The sequence below is a fragment of the Comamonas aquatica genome (assembly GCF_018064205.1).
Lineage (GTDB): Bacteria > Pseudomonadota > Gammaproteobacteria > Burkholderiales > Burkholderiaceae_C > Comamonas > Comamonas aquatica.
On record NZ_CP072916.1, the window covers coordinates 3,714,222 to 3,731,413 of the forward strand.

The 17,192-nt window shown below is 62.7% G+C and carries 14 protein-coding genes; 7 read left to right on the forward strand and 7 right to left on the reverse strand.

Features of this window, described 5'->3' with window-relative positions:
* Nucleotides 1–89: 89 nt before the first annotated feature.
* Nucleotides 90–1,322, forward strand: a complete 1,233-nt coding sequence (gene serA, locus KAQ61_RS17410) for a phosphoglycerate dehydrogenase (RefSeq protein WP_042411866.1) — start codon at nt 90–92, stop codon at nt 1,320–1,322.
* A gap of 66 nt (nt 1,323–1,388) precedes the next feature.
* Here serA and KAQ61_RS17415 read toward each other — a convergent pair whose 3' ends face one another.
* The 3 genes from KAQ61_RS17415 to KAQ61_RS17425 all read right to left on the reverse strand — a co-directional run bounded on the left by KAQ61_RS17415 (nt 1,389) and on the right by KAQ61_RS17425 (nt 5,136).
* Nucleotides 1,389–1,922: a GNAT family N-acetyltransferase gene (locus tag KAQ61_RS17415; protein WP_042412117.1), complete on the reverse strand. Its 534-nt coding sequence runs from the start codon at nt 1,920–1,922 to the stop codon at nt 1,389–1,391.
* A 609-nt stretch (nt 1,923–2,531) separates the two neighbouring features.
* On the reverse strand, nt 2,532–3,428 hold the full coding sequence (locus KAQ61_RS17420; protein WP_210929984.1) for a DUF817 domain-containing protein: 897 nt from the start codon (nt 3,426–3,428) through the stop codon (nt 2,532–2,534).
* 661 nt (nt 3,429–4,089) lie between these two features.
* Nucleotides 4,090–5,136: a metal-dependent hydrolase gene (locus tag KAQ61_RS17425; RefSeq protein WP_210929985.1), complete on the reverse strand. Its 1,047-nt coding sequence runs from the start codon at nt 5,134–5,136 to the stop codon at nt 4,090–4,092.
* Nucleotides 5,137–5,540: 404 nt separating this feature from the next.
* On the opposite strand from KAQ61_RS17425, the gene KAQ61_RS17430 reads away from it, so the two are divergent.
* The 3 genes from KAQ61_RS17430 to KAQ61_RS17440 all read left to right on the forward strand — a co-directional run bounded on the left by KAQ61_RS17430 (nt 5,541) and on the right by KAQ61_RS17440 (nt 9,017).
* Complete coding sequence (locus KAQ61_RS17430; RefSeq protein WP_183303362.1) at nt 5,541–6,515, forward strand: tripartite tricarboxylate transporter substrate binding protein; 975 nt, start codon at nt 5,541–5,543, stop codon at nt 6,513–6,515.
* Between the two features lie 600 nt (nt 6,516–7,115).
* The gene (locus tag KAQ61_RS17435; RefSeq protein ID WP_047219922.1) at nt 7,116–8,081 is read left to right on the forward strand and encodes an IS481 family transposase; all 966 of its coding nucleotides are present in this window, start codon (nt 7,116–7,118) and stop codon (nt 8,079–8,081) included.
* A gap of 9 nt (nt 8,082–8,090) precedes the next feature.
* A complete protein-coding gene (locus KAQ61_RS17440) occupies nt 8,091–9,017 on the forward strand; it encodes an IS5 family transposase (RefSeq protein ID WP_042419979.1) in 927 nt (308 codons plus the stop codon).
* A gap of 449 nt (nt 9,018–9,466) precedes the next feature.
* Here KAQ61_RS17440 and KAQ61_RS17445 read toward each other — a convergent pair whose 3' ends face one another.
* From KAQ61_RS17445 to gatC, 4 genes are all read right to left on the reverse strand, one after another.
* Nucleotides 9,467–10,804, reverse strand: a complete 1,338-nt coding sequence (locus tag KAQ61_RS17445; RefSeq protein ID WP_210929986.1) for a hypothetical protein — start codon at nt 10,802–10,804, stop codon at nt 9,467–9,469.
* Nucleotides 10,805–10,831: 27 nt separating this feature from the next.
* Complete coding sequence (gene gatB / locus KAQ61_RS17450) at nt 10,832–12,280, reverse strand: Asp-tRNA(Asn)/Glu-tRNA(Gln) amidotransferase subunit GatB (RefSeq protein WP_210929987.1); 1,449 nt, start codon at nt 12,278–12,280, stop codon at nt 10,832–10,834.
* A gap of 115 nt (nt 12,281–12,395) precedes the next feature.
* Nucleotides 12,396–13,898 (reverse strand): Asp-tRNA(Asn)/Glu-tRNA(Gln) amidotransferase subunit GatA, encoded by a 1,503-nt coding sequence (gatA, locus tag KAQ61_RS17455; RefSeq protein WP_210929988.1) that lies wholly within the window; start codon nt 13,896–13,898, stop codon nt 12,396–12,398.
* Nucleotides 13,899–13,919: 21 nt separating this feature from the next.
* Nucleotides 13,920–14,219, reverse strand: coding sequence for an Asp-tRNA(Asn)/Glu-tRNA(Gln) amidotransferase subunit GatC (gene gatC, locus KAQ61_RS17460; protein ID WP_154164672.1), 300 nt, complete (start codon nt 14,217–14,219; stop codon nt 13,920–13,922).
* 222 nt (nt 14,220–14,441) lie between these two features.
* Here gatC and KAQ61_RS17465 point away from each other — a divergent pair, with 222 nt between their 5' ends.
* The 3 genes from KAQ61_RS17465 to mreD all read left to right on the forward strand — a co-directional run bounded on the left by KAQ61_RS17465 (nt 14,442) and on the right by mreD (nt 17,155).
* Nucleotides 14,442–15,485 carry a rod shape-determining protein gene (locus tag KAQ61_RS17465; RefSeq protein WP_042419115.1) on the forward strand — a complete coding sequence of 348 codons (1,044 nt, stop codon included), beginning with the start codon at nt 14,442–14,444 and terminating at the stop codon, nt 15,483–15,485.
* A gap of 150 nt (nt 15,486–15,635) precedes the next feature.
* A complete protein-coding gene (gene mreC / locus KAQ61_RS17470) occupies nt 15,636–16,640 on the forward strand; it encodes a rod shape-determining protein MreC (protein ID WP_210929989.1) in 1,005 nt (334 codons plus the stop codon).
* Entirely contained in the window at nt 16,637–17,155 is a 519-nt protein-coding gene (mreD, locus tag KAQ61_RS17475; RefSeq protein ID WP_042419113.1) for a rod shape-determining protein MreD, read from the forward strand. The genes mreC and mreD overlap by 4 nt, the downstream gene beginning before the upstream one ends.
* The last annotated feature ends 37 nt before the right edge of the window (nt 17,156–17,192 follow it).

A 17,192-nucleotide genomic window follows, 5' to 3' on the forward strand; every position in this document is an offset into this window, starting at 1 on the left:
CGGGCTGTGGCGGGCCGGCGGAGCACCTATCCCGCGTAGCGGTATCGCGAATCCGCTGTAATGGGGGATTGAGCAATCGGAGCCAAGTCATGACCCCCAAGACGTCGCTGGACAAGTCGAAGATCAAGTTTCTCCTGCTGGAAGGTATCCACCCCAGCGCCCTGCAGGTGCTGCACAACGCGGGCTACACCAACATCGAAACGGTGTCCGGGGCGCTGCCGCCCGAGGAGCTGCTGCGCAAGATTGCCGACGTGCACTTTGTCGGCATCCGCTCGCGCACCCAGCTGACGGCCGAGGTGTTTGCCGCTGCCCAGAAGCTGGTGGCCGTCGGGTGCTTCTGCATCGGCACCAACCAGGTCGATCTGGACGCGGCGCGCCAGCACGGCGTGGTGGTGTTCAACGCCCCGTACTCCAACACCCGTTCCGTGGCCGAGTTGGTGCTGGGCGAAGCCATCCTGCTGCTGCGCGGCATTCCCGCCAAGAACGCGGTGGCGCACCGTGGCGGTTGGCTCAAGACCGCCGACAACGCCTATGAAATCCGCGGCAAGACCCTGGGCATCGTCGGCTACGGCTCCATCGGCACCCAGCTGTCGGTGCTGGCCGAGGGCCTGGGCATGCAGGTCGTGTTCCACGACGTGGTCACCAAGCTGCCGCTGGGCAATGCGCGCCAGGCCGCCTCGCTGCAGGAGCTGCTGGCCACCAGCGACATCGTCAGCCTGCACGTGCCCGAGCTGCCGTCCACGCAATGGATGATCGGCGCCGCCGAAATCGCCGCGATGAAGCCCGGCGCCATCCTGATCAATGCCTCGCGTGGTACCGTGGTTGAGATTGATCCCCTGGCCGACGCCCTGCGCGCGGGCCAGCTGCTGGGGGCGGCCATCGACGTGTTCCCGGTCGAGCCGCGCACCAACAAGGACGAGTTCACCTCGCCCCTGCGTGGCCTGGACAACGTCATCCTGACCCCGCACATCGGTGGCTCGACCATGGAGGCGCAGGCCAACATTGGCCTGGAAGTGGCGGAAAAGCTGGTCAAGTACAGCGACAACGGCACCACCACCTCGGCCGTCAACTTCCCCGAAGTGGCACTGCCGGCCCACCCCGGGCAAAAGCGCATCCTGCACGTGCACCACAACGTGCCTGGCGTGCTGTCGGCCATCAACCAGGTGTTTGCGCAGCATGGCCTGAACATCGTCGGCCAGTACCTGCGCACCGACGAGAAGCTGGGCTATGTGGTGATGGACATCGGCGCCGAAGCCCAGGACCTGCCGCTGGCGCAGCTGGCCGAGATCACCGGCACCATCCGCTGCCGCGTGCTGTTCTGAGCGCCGCAGACTCGCGCCGCGCCGCCCCGCTGGGGCACCGCGGCACGGGCGCGGGTGGCGCGCCGCTCACACCGGGGCGGCGGGCGCCTGGGGCTGGGCGTGGGCCTCGAAGTACAGCAGGTCGAACCACTGGCGGTGCAGCTGGATGCTGCAGCGCGAGTGGCCGAAACGGTGAAAACCATTTTTCTCCAGCACCCGGATCGATGCCGGATTCTCCGGCCGCGCCGTGGCTTCCAGCCGCTGCAGGCCATGCACCTGAAAAGCCTTGTGCATCACCGCCTGCACGGCGGCGCTGGCCAGCCCCTGGCCACTGTGCGTGGGCGCAATCCGGTAGCCCAGCGACGCGCTGTGGTACGGCGCGGGGCGCACCTGGGTCAGGTTGATGCGCCCTGCCAGCTCGCCACCCAGCCAGATCAGGTAGTGGAAGGCCTGGCCCGCGGCCTGCAGCTGCAGGGCCGCCTGCAGGGCATGGTCAAAGCCGACGGGGGTGTAGAAGTTGTCGGGGCGGGGATTGACCCAGCTTTCGAAGTAGGCGCGGTGCGTGGTTTCCAACACCCAGAGCGGGTGCGCATCCTGGGCGCGCAGCAAGATCAGTTCCACGGTGGCTTTCGGGATGGAGATGCGGCGATTCTGTGGTGGCGGTGCCTGGCTTGGCAAGCGGGCGGCATCCACGGCAGTCGCGGGCGGGCCATGGCATGTGTGGTAATCATCGGGCGCTGGACGTGGTTCGTCTGATGCCTGCGGGCGGACCTCCGTGCCAGGGGCGGTGGCTGTGGCGCTATGGGGTGGATCAAACCACGCAAACGCCTGGCGCTGCTCCGATGGCTGGAGCGGTGGCCACAGAACCGGGGTGCGCGCTGGCGTAGGGATGGAAGGCCGAATGCGCCGCCGCCGTGTAAAGGTCCCAGAGCAGACAACGGTGGCCGCAGGCAGTGCCGTGGGTTGGACTGCGCTGCGGCGGCACGGCCTGCAGACAGACCGCCTTCAGGACCAAGAACCGCCATGCGCTTGCGCGTCTTGGCATGCCCATGCCTTGGGGCATGCCCGCTGCAAAGCACTGTGCAGCCGGTCCGACAGGGAAGCAGCCCCTCGGCCTCTGACCGGGTCGTCGCGCGGCACCGCGCCGGGGGAGGTTGAAAAGAACTTTGCAGCGCACACCCTCCACGCTGGTGGCCGGGCCCATGGCCGCTCCAGATGCGCAGCAGCGCCTCAGTGCGGCACGTGGATCTTGGTCTTGATGTGCTTGAGGTTGGCCACGATGGTGAAGGTCATCACCACCAGCATGGACCACGAACTCCACTTGCCCACGTGCACGGCCGACCAGGCGCCCAGCTGGTTGGGGTAGCTCCAGACCCCGGCGAAGGTGGAGATGTTCTCGGCCAGCCAGATGAAGAAGCCGATCAGCACAAAGGCCAGCAGCAGCGGCATCTGGCGGTCGCGGTCCAGCGGGCGGAACACCACCGTGGTGCGTGCGTACAGGCCCAGGGCGCAGGCTGCCAGGTACCAGCGGTAGTCGCCGATGTAGTGGTGGGTGAAGAAGTTGGCGTAGATCAGCACCGCGATCAGCGCTGCCATCCAGTGCGGCGGATGGTGGTGGATGCGCAGGTCGAACAGGCGCCAGGCCTGGATGATGTAGCTGCCCACGGCCGCGTACATGAAGCCCGAGAACAGCGGCACGCCCCAGAGCTTGGTGTAGGCGAAGTCGGGGTAGGCCCAGGACTTGATGCCGCTGGAAGTCTTGAACACCTCCAGCGCGAAGCCCACGATGTGGAACAGGGAGATGGCCTTCAGCTCGTCCCAGGTCTCCAGTTTGGTGGCCACCATGGCGATCTGGATGGCCAGGGCCGCCAGCAGCAGCACGTCGTAGCGTGGCAGGCCCAGCACGCCCGCACGCGGCACGGCGAACACGGCCAGGAAGAACAGGCCCACAAACAGGCAGCTGCGCGCCTCCTTGATGCCGAACCACAGAAACTCCAGCCCCGCACGCTGCAGCCCACGCGGCTGCCAGTGGCGCGGCGGGTGCAGGAGGAAATCGTCCAGGGCGTTGAGGGAGGCCAGGGTGCTGGCGCTGGCAGGGGCTGCGGTTGGCAGGGGCGTGGCGGACATGCGAGGGGGGGCGCGGTGGTGCGGATGGGACGGGTTGGGCGTGAGGGGGGAGTATGCCTTGGGGCGGTGGCGGTGCTGTGGCAGGGCGCACCATGGGCGGCGGCGTGCGGATGCGGTCTGTGGCGCTTTTTGATGCTGCGCGGGTGCTTGCGACAGGGGGCAGAAGGCGCCTGGCAGCGACCCGATTGCTTTTGCTGCGTCCAAAGAAGCCGGGGTTCGCGCTTGCGCGGGGCGCCACGTATCGTGCGCAGCCATGTGCGTGGAGACCCAAGACAAGACGACGCTGGCAGCGGGTGGTCCGGCAGAGCGCCCTGTGCGACGGCGTCACTCCGTTCAAACCACTGCCGGGAATCAGAAGCAAACCCGAAAGCGTGCGCGTCTTGGCACGCGCACGCGCTGGGATGCCCGCTACGGGGTGTTGAGCCGGTGGCGCTGGCGGGGCGACCAGGTTTTGAGCGTGGCCAACACCACCCCGCCCACCACAGGTGGGCGGTAGCGACAAGGCGTGAAGCCGCAGACAGTACGCCGGGTACGGCCAGGCGCAGCTACGGTGTACCGAGGGTGGTGTTCGCTACTTTGGATGAAATGGGCGGCTGGCGCTGATCCAGTCAGCGCTGGATGCTCATTTTTTAGAAAACGCGAGTCTCCGTGCGGCCTGCGCTTATGGGTGCACCGGCGCGACGGGGGCACGCAGATCACGCCCCAGGATGCGATCAACCAGGCCAGCCAGGTCCAAGCCGGACGACAGCACGGCGCTGACCTTGTGCGGCTGGGTTTGCCCGGCATCCAGCTGCGCGGGCGTGCCCAGGTCGAAGACAAAGCTGTAGTGCGGCTCCTGGCCCATGCGCAGGTCGGTCAGCAGCACGCGGCCGTCGCGCAGTTCCATGCGGATGGGGCCCTGGGTGAAGCGCTGCATGGCCTGCACCGCCGGCACGCTGGCCCAGCGCTGCAGGTATTCCTGGCCGCGTTGCGTGGCGGTCAGGGGGATGTGCTGCCCCTGGTCCAGCAGGCTGTAAAAACCTTCGTAGCTGTGCGTGGGCGTGATCGCCAGCACCCGCCACAGCACGGTGTTGAACGGCGTGGCATAGACAAACAACTGCGCGTCCGGCACGCCTTGATCGGCCAGGGCCTGCTGCGCCACACCGCGCACCTGGTGCTGGGCGCCCACGCTCCACAGCAAATAGCAGCAGCTGAAGACCAGCGCCCAGCGGTTGGGCCCGCGCCAGTCCACCCCGCGCCGCGCGCGCAGGCCGGACCACAGCAGGCCCAGCAGCAGTGGCAGGGTGTAGAGCGGATCGATGATGAACACGCTGCCCACGGCAAAGGCGTGGTCGGTGAAGGGTTGCAGGAACTGCGTGCCATAGCTGGTCATGGCGTCGATGCCCACGTGCGTCAGCAGGGCCAGCAGCCAGGCCAGGCTCCAGCGCCACGTCAGATTGGGCGCCCCCGCAGGGGCCTTGCGGTCTACAAGCTGGTGCGTCAGCCAGCCGAACAGCGGCGCCGCCAGCGTCAGAAAGAACAGCGCATGCGACTCGGCCCGGTGGCGCACCATGTTCAGCAGATCGTCGCCATGGTCGATCAGCACATCCAGATCGGGCACCGTGCCCGCCACGGCGCCCACCAGGGCAGCCTTGGCAAAGGACGTGCGGCGGCCCATGACGGCCACGGTCACACTGGCGCCGAGCACGGCTTGGGTCAGAGAGTCCATAGGGTGGGGGTTCTCGCGAAGGTGTTGCAGGGTGAGGGCCGGCGCGGGCCAGGGCGAAGCGCAGACGTTGCCCGTATTAGGCGGGCTGGGCAGGGAAAAGTTCTGTGTGTGGTGGCTTTACAGGTGACTTGCCTGGTGGTCTGGCTGTGGCCGGGAGGCGCCCGGCGGCGCAGGTGATGTGGGGCGCGCCCAACCCAAGTGCCCCACACATCAGAGGGCCGCGTGACCCATCCACTGTCGCGTTGATCGCAGCGAGATGGACAGCGGCGGATGCCTGCTGATATGGGGCAAGGTGGCACAACGGCCAACAATTCCGCGGGAGGCATCCTGCCCTGGGGCTTGCGGGATTGTCGCGATGCGGCAGCGTGGGCGACGGACTAAGCTGGATGGCAGGAGACAACACGATGCACAAAACCCTGCTTCTGGCGGCCGCGACCTGCGCTGCCACGACTTTTGCGGCCCCGGTGGCTGCGGCCTACCCCGACAAACCCATCAAATTGATCGTGCCCTTCCCACCCGGGCAGGCGACCGACATCTTTGCCCGCGCCCTGGCTGAAAAGTTGGGCCAATCCCTGGGCCAGCCCCTGGTCGTGGAAAACAAAGCCGGCGCGGGCAGCAACATCGGCAGTGAGCAGGTGGTGCGCAGCCCCGCCGACGGCTACACCCTGCTGGTCGCCGGCAGCGCCATGGCCGTGAACCAGACGCTGTACAAAAAGGTGAACTTCGACCCGCGTGTGGACCTGGTGGGCATCAGCCTGATTGCCAAGGTGCCCTTGGTCTTCCTGGCCCACCCCAGCGTGGGCGTGCGCAGCATGAAAGACCTGGTGGACAAGGCCCGTGCCGAGCCCGGGCGTTGGAACTACGCCAGTGCCGGCATCGGTGGCACCCAGCACCTGAGCGGCGAGATGGTCAAGGCGCGCGCCAAGCTGCAGATCGAGCACATCCCCTACAAGGGCAGCGGCCCGGCGCAGGCCGACTTTTTGGGCGGGCAAGTGCCGCTGATGGTGGATTCAGTCACCGCCGCCCTGGCCAACATCCAGGCCGGCAAGGCCATCCCCTTGGGCGTGACTTCCAGCACCCGATCCAGCCAGTTGCCCGAGGTGCCCACCATCGCCGAATCTGGACTGCCCGAGTTCCGTGGCTTCGAGGCCGTGGGCTGGCTGGGCCTGATGGCGCCCAAGGGCACCCCCAAGGACATCATCGACAAACTCAACCGCGAAACCGTGGCCATCCTGCGCAGCCCCGAGATGCGCAAGTTCATCAGCGACCGCGGTTCGGAGGCCGTGCCCACCACGCCGGCGGAGATGGATGCGTTTGTGGCGGCGGAGATCACGCAGTGGGGGCAGGCGGTGAAGCAGTCGGGGGCTTCGGTGGACTGAGGCGCGTGTCCGGGTGCACCGCCTGCTGAGGTGCTTTCATTGAAAGTGATAGCTGGTAGTGCAGGTGCGGACTGGGCTGGAGGCCAAAAAGGCTTTAAGTCCTAGGGGGCTGAGGGAGAAGCGCTTTTCGGCTGTGCTGTCTTGGCGCTGCGCCTCTTGGCTGGTGTTTGGGGATGCGCGGGGCGCAGCGGGCCGGGATGTGCGCCCGGCGGCGCAGTTCCTTTCTTTTGCTCCGCCAAAAGAAAGGAACCAAAGAAAAGGCGGCCCTCTGCCTGCGACCCCGATGCTGCGCATCGGGGCAGCCGCGGTGCTCGACCCCGGGGCGGCGCCGCGGAACTCGCTGCGCGGCAGGCCGCTCCGCTCAAACAGCCGCGGCGGGGCGTTGTTGCATAAATCGTTGCTCAGCAAGCGGTAGGTGTCGGGTCCCGGACGATTGGCTGCTTAAAAACAAGCGTCCGTTGCTGCATGGCCGAGAGGTACTGCAAGCAGTTCTGGCAACATGGCAATCCCGTGCCAAGGAGTTGCCATGCTGATGCTGCATGGCCGAGAGGTACTGCAAGCAGTTCTGGCAACATGGCAATCCCGTGCCAAGGAGTTGCCATGCTGATCAGCCTTCATAAGAACGCTACGACCACACCTGCCACCCGTTTGGCATTGCAGCAAGCCAGTGGTACTGATCGAGAGTTGGCGCAGCAATACGGCATTGGCATAGGGACCGTGCGTAAGTGGCGGGGCAGAACCACGGTGCATGACGCCAGCCACACGGCCCACCGCCTGCAAACGACTCTCAATGCAGGGCAGGAAGAGCTGGTTATTTATCTGCGCAGCCAGCTGCGGCTACCTCTGGATGACTTATTGGCGGTGGTGCGAGAGTTCATTGAGCCTGCCATGAGCCGCTCGGCGCTGGATCGCTTGCTGCGCAGACGAGGCCACTCCAGATTGCCCGTACAGCCCAAGCCTGAGGGCGAGCACAAACCCTTCAAGGCGTATGAGCCTGGCTATGTACATGTAGATGTGAAGTACCTGCCCCAGATGCACGATGAGGACAAGCGCCGCTATGTTTTTGTTGCCATCGATCGAGCTACACGCTGGGTGTTCATTGATATCAAGCAGCACAAGACGGCAGCATCCGCCAAAGCCTTCTTGGCTGCCGTACGCAAAGCTGCAGCGTTCAAGATCCACACCATCCTCACCGACAACGGCAAAGAGTTCACAGACCGATTGTTTGGAAGCCGCACACGTCAGCCCTCAGGCGAGCACGAATTCGACCAGTTATGCCAAGCATTGGGGATAGAGCATCGGCTGACCAAGCCAAAGACGCCACAAACCAACGGCATGGTTGAGCGCTTCAATGGCCGCCTGAGCCAGGTGCTGCGCTCGCATCACTTCAACAGCGCAGAGGATTTGGAGAAGACACTGCACAGGTTTGTCTGGCTGTACAACCACCACTTGCCACAAAAGGCACTGGGGCATGAAGCCCCAGTCCAAGCACTCAAAAAATGGAAGATGAAAGCACCTGATTTATTCGTCAAGAACGTGCGTAATCATCCGGGACCTGACAGGTAGGCTTGCGGCATGAGCCACTCCCGTAAGCCCCGCTACCGCACCACAAACTGGAAACAGTACAACGCAGCTCTCAAGGCCCGCGGCTCTTTGACGGTGTGGCTGGACAAGCGCATGTGTTGGTTTGCCGCTGCAAGCGGCAAACGCGGGCGAAGCCCGAAGTTCTCGGATGCTGCCATTCAATTCTGTTTGACGCTCAAGAACCTGTTTGGCTTGGCGCTGAGACAAACTACAGGCTTGGTGGAGTCGGTGCTGCAACTGTGTGGCCTTGCCTGGTCCTCTCCAGACTTCAGCACCCTGTGCAGGCGGCAGCGAGATTTGGATGTCCAGATTCCGTACACCCGCAGTAAAGCAGGCTTGCACCTGCTGGTTGATTCGACAGGCATCAAGTTTCTGGGTGAAGGCGAGTGGAAATGCAAAAAGCACGGCGCTGAATACCGCCGTCAATGGCGTAAGCTGCACATTGGTATCGATGCGGATACCTTGCAGATTCGGGCCATCTGCGTGACGAGTAATAACGTCAGTGATGCCTCAGTGCTCAGCGACTTGCTGGAGCAACTGCCGCCCGATGAAACGCTTCAAAGTCTTATCGGTGATGGCGCCTACGATACACAGCCCGCCTATGAAGCGGTCATCAGGCACGGTGCAATCCCCATCATTCCTCCCCGCAAGAATGCACGAGTGCGCAGGGGTGCTGTGTTCGAGCGCCGCAATGCAGCGATTGCTGCGTGCAGGCGGCTGGGGCGAAGTATATGGAAACGCTGGATTGGCTACCACCGGCGAAGCTTGGTGGAAGCCAAGATGAACTGCATCAAACGTTTGGGCGAGCGGGTGATGTCCCGCACCTTTGAACGCCAAGTGAACGAGCTGCATATCCGAGCAGCCATCTTGAATCGATTTACTGAACTTGGCCGTCCTCAGACGGCAGCCGTGGCATAGCCACGGCTGGGGGTTGGGGTCAATCGCCTCAAATTGGATTTATGCAACAGCGCCCCGCGGCGGATCAGTCTACGAAGCGGGTGTGTCCTTCGGCACACCCGCCCGTCCCGGGGTCTGCGCGCCTTGGCGCAGTCAGAAGGGTTGATGGAGAGGAAGCCAGGCTGCAGTGAAACTGATAGCTGCTGACGCAGGTGAATATTGGGCTAGAGGCCAAAAACGCTTCAAGTTCCTGCACGCTGGCTTGAAAGCGCGTCGCGACCGTCGGGAAAAATCAACGGCTTTTCACTGAAAGCACAGCCCTTGCCGGTCGTTTAACTCCCTGCTGCCCGTGCCGCAGCGCACAGCGAAGGGTCGCGGGCAGCAGGGAGCATTTCTGTGCTTACTTTCTTGTTGCGCAACAAGAAAGTAAGTCGTCCGAGAACGAAGTACTGGCGCATTTAAACACTCGATTACTCAACCTCGGCAGGCTTGTTTTTGCTGAGTAGTTCTTCCAAGGCTTCTAAAAAAGCAGTTACTTCTGGCGATATGCTGGAGTTTTCCTTAGACTCGAAAATTGCACGCCTATGCGCAAGTGCATAAGCATGGTAGATCGGATCGTAAAAAGAAAATGTGCCAGAGTTTTCATTGAACTTCAAAATTCGCCCTTTTTCTGGAAGGCTTAATTTTTCTAAGCGTTGTTTGAATCCGGTGTTTGGGTATTCAGGGAACTCGCGTTGGATTTTTTGCAATAAATCTAATCGACCTGCTTCGCCATTCTTAAAGTCACACAAAGCTTGGATGATTATTTTTTCGTGATGAAATTTTGATTTTCTCTTTTGATTCAGCGCTTTTTCGAACGAGCTTTGAATATTGTCAGAGGATTCTTCTATATAGCTGAGAAGTGCCTCATCCCAATTTTTCTTTGTTATTTTTATTGAGGAGGGTGCTGTTTCTAGAACATTCGCGGAATAGCAAATGTTCAAACAGAGAGTATGTGCAACAGAAGCCATTCCTGCAGAGTGTTGAACAATTAGATTTTTAAATAATTCTGGGAATCCTATGTTGAGAAGGGCTTCTCCTTTTACAACTATTGATTTTATTTCTTCTGCAGTCATTAATGGGACGTGAATCTCTGAAACGCGATGTTTCATTTCAGGGTCATAATCAATGACTTGTCTAGCTGTATTTGTTGCGCCGATTGCAATTATTTTCAATGATGGATAATCATCTGATAAATCCATGAAAACCTTCATAAGTTGAGATAGATAATGCTTTTCTCCATCTTCAATCTTATGGAAATCTTCAATAACCCAGCAGGCATTGCTTTCACCAATTAATTTTCCAAGCGTAGGAGGGGTAAGTTGCGGTGGAATAATTGGTGTTAGTTTATTTTGACCTTCTGATTTTCTATGGATCTCGAACTGACTTTTTATATCTGTGAAAAGTTTTGGAGGCTCGACGGATATTTTAAAGCCTATTTCATTTTTTTGAGTTTTCTCTGATATGTAGTAAGAGTCTAGCTGTGAAAACGCATCAAAAATGATTTGATCAAATTTCATTCCTCGCATACATCTGGTAGTAATGTGATGCTCGTAGGTTTGAAGAAGTTTGTTTTGTAAAAGTGTGCTTTTCCCAACACCGGAATGACCGAACACGACGATCTGCTTTCCTGGGGTCATTAGGGCTCGGACTAATTTTTCGCGAACAGTTTCTCGTTCAATAAAAGTCTTCTTCGCAGGCTTGCTAGGGGTGAAGACTTCGTTTGTTTGGTGAATTTCTTGTCTCATTTTTTTATAAAAAAAAGCCACGCAATGCGTGGCTTGTAACGATCTTTTTTATGCGATCAATTTTGCCTTCAACAGCTCATTGACTTGCCCGGGATTCGCCTTCCCCTTGGACGCCTTCATCACCTGCCCGACCAGGGCGTTGAACGCCTTGTCCTTTCCCGCGCGGTATTGCTCGACGTTGCCGGGATTGGCGGCGATCACCTCGTCGATGATGGCTTCCAGCGCGCCGGTGTCGTTCATCTGCTTGAGGCCCTTGGCGTCGATGACGGCGTCCACGTCAGCGCCTTCACCCGTCCACAGCGCTTCAAACACCTGCTTGGCGGCGTTGTTGCTGATGGTGCCGTCGCTGATGCGGCCGATCAGGGCGGCCAGCTGTTCGCTGCTGACCTTGACCGCGTCCATGCCGATTTCCTCGGTGTTCAGGCGGCGCGAGATTTCGCCCATCACCCAGTTGCTGGCCAGCTTGGCCTGGCCGCAGGCCTGGGCGGTGCGCTCAAAGTAGGCGGCCATGGCTTGCGACTGGGTCAGGGTGGTGGCGTCGTACTCGGGCAGGGCGTACTGCTCGACAAAGCGCGCGGCCATGGCGCGCGGCAGTTCGGGCATGGCGCCCTTGACCTGCTGCACCCAGCTGTCGGCCACGACCAGCGGGGGCAGGTCGGGATCGGGGAAGTAGCGGTAGTCGGCCGCGTCTTCCTTGGTGCGCATGGCGCGGGTTTCGCCGGTGTCGGGGTTGAACAGCACGGTGGCCTGCTGGATGCTGTAGCCGTCCTCGATCTGCTCGATCTGCCAGCGGATCTCGTAGTCGATGGCGATCTGCATGTTCTTGAACGAGTTCAGGTTCTTGATCTCGCGGCGGGTGCCCAGGGGGGCGCCGGGCTTGCGCACGGACACGTTGGCGTCGCAGCGGAACGAGCCTTCCTGCATGTTGCCGTCGCAGATGCCGATCCAGGTGACGATCTTGTGCAGTTCCTTGGCGTAGGCCACGGCTTCTTCGGTGCTGCGGATATCGGGTTCGGTCACGATTTCCAGCAGCGGTGTGCCGGCGCGGTTCAGGTCGATGCCGGATTCGCTGGGGAACTGGTCGTGCACGGACTTGCCGGCGTCTTCTTCCAGGTGGGCGCGCACCAGGCGCACGGTGTGCTGCTTGTCGCCGACGTAGAAGCTGACCTCACCGCCTTGCACCACGGGGATCTCGAACTGGGAGATCTGGTAGCCCTTGGGCAGGTCGGGGTAGAAGTAGTTCTTGCGTGCGAAGATGCTGCGCGGCGCGATGTGGGAGCCCAGGGCCAGGCCCAGCTTGATGGCGCATTCCACGGCCTGCTTGTTCATCACCGGCAGGGTGCCGGGCAGGGCCAGGTCCACGGCGCAGGCCTGGGTGTTGGGCGCGGCGCCAAAGGCGGTGCTGGCGCGGCTGAAGATCTTCGATTGGGTCGCCAGTTGGGCGTGGGTTTCAAAGCCGATGACGACTTCGTAGCCCTGAATCAGTTTCGCAGTCATGTTGTCGTGTGTCCTTGCTGCTGTGCATGCTGTGCTGGCAGCGCGGCGGGAGGGGTAGAGGCTGATAGTGTTTTTGGCCTCTGGCGCTGATCCCGCTTGCGCTGGCAGCTATGGTTTAGATACCGGCGGGGCGTTGCAGGTGGAAGTCCGTGGCCTGCTGGAAGCGGTGCGCGGCGTTGAGCAGCTTGGCCTCCGAGAAGTAGTTGCCGATCAGCTGCAGGCCCACGGGCAGGCCGCCGTTGCCAAAGCCGGCAGGCAGGCTCAAACCGGGCAGGCCGGCCAGCGAGGCGGGCAGGGTGAACACGTCGGCTAGGTAGTTGCTGACGGGGTCGGCCTTGCCACCAATCGCCCAGGCGGTGGTGGGCGCGGCGGCGCCGGCGATGACGTCGCAGTCCTTGAACGCGGCCTGGAAGTCGTCGGCAATCATGCGGCGGATCTTCTGCGCCTGCAGGTAGTAGGCGTCGTAGTAGCCCTCGGACAGCACGTAGGCGCCGATCATGATGCGGCGCTTGACCTCGTCACCAAAGCCTTCGGCGCGGGTCTGCTTGTACATGTCGTTCAGGTCGGTGAAGTGCTGGGCGCGGTGGCCGAACTTCACGCCGTCAAAGCGCGACAGGTTGGACGAGGCCTCGGCCGGCGCCAGGATGTAGTACACGGGCACGGACAGCTCGGTGCGCGGCAGGCTGATGGGCACCAGCTTGGCGCCCAGCTTTTCGTATGCCTTCAGCGCGGCATCCACGGCGGCGCGCACGTCATCGGCCAGGCCTTCGCCAAAGAACTCGGCGGGCACGCCGATGCGCAGGCCTTCGATGCTGTCGTTGAGCTTCAGCGTGAAGTCTTCGGCGGGATGGTCCAGGCTGGTGGAGTCACGGTCCAGATCGGGGCCGCACATCTCGCTCAGCAAGAGCGCGCAGTCTTCGGCGCTGCGGCCCATGGGGCCTGCCTGGTCCAGGGACGAGGCGAAGGCGATCATGCCGTAGCGGCTGGCACGGCCATAGGTGGGCTTGATGCCGGTGATGCCGCAGAACGAGGCGGGCTGGCGGATCGACCCACCGGTGTCGGTGCCGGTCACGGCTGGGGCCAGACGGGCCGCCACGGCGGCGGCAGAACCGCCGGAGGAGCCACCGGGCACGCGCTCGGGGTTCCAGGGGTTGCGCACGGGCTGGGGCGCATCGAACCCCACGGGGGCGATGGCGGAGTTCTCGTTGGCGCCGCCCATGGCGAATTCGTCGCAGTTGAGCTTGCCCAGGGTCACCATGCCGGCGCCACCTTCGGTGACACCCAGCTTGCGCACCACGGTGGCGTCAAACGGCGACTGGTAGCCGGCCAGCATCTTGCTGGCGGCGGTGGTGGGGAAGTCCTGGGTGACGAAGATGTCCTTGTGCGCGATCGGCACGCCGGCCAGGCGGCCGCCCTGGCCGGAGGCGATCAGCGCATCGGCCGCCCGGGCCTGGGCCAGGGTGGTGGCTTCGTCGATAGCCACAAAGGCACCAAGGTTTTGGTGCGCCTGGGCGCGTGCCAGGAAGTGCTGGGCCGCTTCGACGGCGGAGACGTGTTTGTTCTTCAGCTGGGCGGCCAGCTCGGCCACGCTCAGGTGGTGCAGTTCGGTAGTGCTCATGGGAAATGCTGTGCCTTGCGCTTATTCGATGACCTTGGGCACGAGGAACAAGCCCTCGCCCTGCGCAGGGGCGTTGCGCATATTGGCCTCACGCTGGTTGGGTTCACTGGCCACATCCTCGCGCAGGCGCAGGGCGATGTCCTGGATGGCTGCCACGGGGTGGGCCAGCGGCTGCACGCCCGAGGTATCCACAGCCTGCATTTTCTCGACGATGCCGAAAAATCCGTTCAATTGCGATAGCATGCGCTCACTTTCTTCTGGAGAGAGGGCAAGCCGCGCCAAGTTGGCGATGCGGTCAATGTCTTGGGAGGTGAGTGCCATAGGTTTTCTGCGGTTCGAAACCGGATGTAAAGCTGTCAGACGGCATGCGCCGCCATGAGTTATTCACAGGGGATACGGTATTATCTTGTCTTTGCACGATTCGCACCCCCGCAGGGTGGTGATTGTGTAGAAAAGCCAATCCCTGATTCCCCCTGATTCCTGTTGATCTACACCCCGGCGATGGCAGGCCGAAGCGCATGCTGTGCCTGAGAGGAAAATTGAATGTTCGGAGCTTTCCGTCGGTACTTCTCCACCGATCTGGCCATTGACCTTGGCACTGCCAACACCCTGATCTTCGCCCGCGACAAGGGCATTGTGCTGGACGAACCTTCCGTGGTCGCCATCCGCCACGAAGGCGGTCCCCACGGCAAGAAGGTGATCCAGGCCGTCGGCGCCGAAGCCAAGGCCATGCTGGGCAAGGTGCCCGGCAACATCGAAGCCATCCGCCCGATGAAGGACGGCGTGATCGCCGACTTCGTGATCACCGAGCAGATGATCAAGCAGTTCATCAAGATGGTGCACCCCCGCAATGTGATGACGCCCAGCCCGCGCATCATCATCTGCGTGCCCTGCGGCTCGACCCAGGTGGAGCGCCGCGCCATCAAGGACGCTGCCGAAGCCGCCGGTGCCACGGCTGTGTACCTGATCGAGGAACCCATGGCTGCCGGTATCGGCGCCGGTCTGCCCGTGTCGGAAGCCTCCGGCTCGATGGTGGTGGACATCGGTGGCGGCACGACCGAAGTGGGCGTGATCTCGCTGGGCGGCATGGTCTACAAGGGCTCGGTGCGCGTCGGTGGTGACAAGTTCGACGAAGCCATCATCAGCTACATCCGCCGCAACTACGGCATGCTGATCGGCGAACCCACGGCGGAACTGATCAAGAAGCAGATCGGCTCGGCCTTCCCTGGCTCCGAAGTCAAGGAACTGGAAGTCAAGGGCCGCAACCTGTCCGAAGGCGTGCCGCGCAGCTTCACCATCAGCTCCAACGAGGTGCTGGAAGCCCTGACCGAACCCCTGAACCAGATCGTCTCGGCCGTGAAGAATGCGCTGGAGCAGACGCCGCCCGAACTGGGCGCCGACATTGCCGAGCGCGGCATGATGCTGACCGGTGGTGGCGCGCTGCTGCGTGACCTGGACCGCCTGCTGGCCGAGGAAACCGGCCTGCCCGTGCTGGTCGCCGAAGAGCCACTGACCTGCGTGGTGCGCGGTTGCGGCATGGCCCTGGACAGCCTGGACCGCCAAGGCAGCATCTTCACCAGCGACTGATGCGCTTGACGGCCTGCCGCGCGGCCCTGGATGCCCTGGCGGTAGGCCCTGATTGGAATGGTTCTCCATGTTCTCTGTGAAAGCTCGCGCAGTCAGCAGGTCGGGCGGTTCGCCCGTCCGTGAAATGCCGCATCCCGTGAGGGGGGCGGCATGAGCCTGAGAACGCTGGAGCGCGACGCGCCCTCCCTCTTTAAGCACGGCACCTCGCCCACGACGCGGGTGCTGCTGCTCAGCGCCCTGTCCGTGATGCTGATGCTGGCCGACGTGCGCTTCAAGCTCACCGAGCCCGTGCGCCAGGCCGTCTCCGTGGTGCTGTTCCCCCTGCAATGGGCGGTGATGCAGCCCGTGGGTTGGCTGTCCAGCGGCAAGGCCTATTTCGGCGATCTGCATGCCGCCCAGGCCGAGGCCGTGGAGGCACGCCGCCTGATGACCGAGATGACCATCAAGGCCCACAATGCCGAGCAGCTGCTGGAAGAAAACCAGCAACTGCGCAGCCTGCTGGGCCTGCGTCCCCGCCTGGTGGTGCCCACCGTGGCGGCCGAGGTCATGTACGAAACCCCGGACAGCTACACGCGCCGCGTGGTGCTGGACAAGGGCCAAGTGGCCGGCGTCGAGCCCGGCAGCCCGGTGATGGACGATGTCGGGGTGCTGGGGCAGGTGACCCGCGTGCAGCCGTTCTCCAGCGAGGTGACCCTGCTGTCCGACCGAGACCAGGTGATCCCGGTGATGGTGGAGCGCACCGGCGTGCGGGGCGTGGCCTACGGCGATGCCTCCAACCTGCGCACCGACGGCATGGAGCTGCGCTTCATGCCCAATGATGCGGATGTGCAGGTGGGCGACGAGCTGGTCACCAGCGGCGTGGACGGTGTCTACATGGCCGGTTTGCCGGTGGCCCGCGTGATCGAGGTGGAGCGGCGCAACCAGTCGCCTTTCCTGCGCATCTACTGCGAACCCGTGGCCCGCCTGGACGGCGCACGCCACGTGATGGTGCTGACACCGCTGAACGTGCTGAAAGCCGCCCATGTGCCCGAGGTGCAGCCCAGCGTGCCCACGCCGCAGGAGGCCAAGGCGCAGCGCGAAGACAAATCTGCCCAGCGCCGTGCCGGCGCCAGCAACCTGCCAGGACCAGGACCAGGACCAGGAGCCCAGCCATGATCATGCCGCGCGGTCAGCAACTGCTGATGCCGGTCAAGCCCGGTTTCATCGTCTTCAGCATTGCCCTGGTGTTCCTGCTGAGCCTGCTGCCCCTGGGCGGCTTTGTCTGGATGCCCGATCTGCTGATGATGGTGCTGGCCTTCTGGGCCTTGCACCATCCGCACCGTCTGGGCATGGGGGTGGCGTTTGTGCTGGGCCTGGGGGTCGATGTGCAGCAGACGGCCTTGCTGGGTCAGCATGCGCTTACTTATGTTTTGGTGGTCTATGCCTCGCAGCGTGCCAGCCGGCGCATGATGTGGTTCTCGCCGTTGACCCAGGCGCTGCAGGTGCTGCCCATGTTTGCCGGCGCCCACCTGCTGCAGATGCTGATCCGCATGGTGGCGGGTGGCATGTTCCCCGGCTTCTCGGTGGCCCTGGCCCCAGTGCTGGAGACACTGCTGTGGCCCCTGCTGAGCGCCGTGCTGCTGGCGCCGCAGCGCCGCGCCCCCGATGCGGACAGCAACCGTCCGCTGTAAGGGCTGTCTGATGCCGGGCTTCTTCCGCTTTCTTCCC

Bases quoted from the DNA above. Each gene is read 5' to 3' on its own strand.
- serA (WP_042411866.1), top strand. From the start codon at position 90: ATGACCCCCAAGACGTCGCTGGACAAGTCGAAGATCAAGTTTCTCCTG.
- KAQ61_RS17420 (WP_210929984.1), bottom strand. From the start codon at position 3,428: ATGTCCGCCACGCCCCTGCCAACCGCAGCCCCTGCCAGCGCCAGCACC.
- KAQ61_RS17425 (WP_210929985.1), bottom strand. From the start codon at position 5,136: ATGGACTCTCTGACCCAAGCCGTGCTCGGCGCCAGTGTGACCGTGGCC.
- KAQ61_RS17430 (WP_183303362.1), top strand. From the start codon at position 5,541: ATGCACAAAACCCTGCTTCTGGCGGCCGCGACCTGCGCTGCCACGACT.
- KAQ61_RS17435 (WP_047219922.1), top strand. From the start codon at position 7,116: ATGCTGATCAGCCTTCATAAGAACGCTACGACCACACCTGCCACCCGT.
- KAQ61_RS17440 (WP_042419979.1), top strand. From the start codon at position 8,091: ATGAGCCACTCCCGTAAGCCCCGCTACCGCACCACAAACTGGAAACAG.
- gatB (WP_210929987.1), bottom strand. From the start codon at position 12,280: ATGACTGCGAAACTGATTCAGGGCTACGAAGTCGTCATCGGCTTTGAA.
- gatA (WP_210929988.1), bottom strand. From the start codon at position 13,898: ATGAGCACTACCGAACTGCACCACCTGAGCGTGGCCGAGCTGGCCGCC.
- gatC (WP_154164672.1), bottom strand. From the start codon at position 14,219: ATGGCACTCACCTCCCAAGACATTGACCGCATCGCCAACTTGGCGCGG.
- KAQ61_RS17465 (WP_042419115.1), top strand. From the start codon at position 14,442: ATGTTCGGAGCTTTCCGTCGGTACTTCTCCACCGATCTGGCCATTGAC.
- mreC (WP_210929989.1), top strand. From the start codon at position 15,636: ATGAGCCTGAGAACGCTGGAGCGCGACGCGCCCTCCCTCTTTAAGCAC.
- mreD (WP_042419113.1), top strand. From the start codon at position 16,637: ATGATCATGCCGCGCGGTCAGCAACTGCTGATGCCGGTCAAGCCCGGT.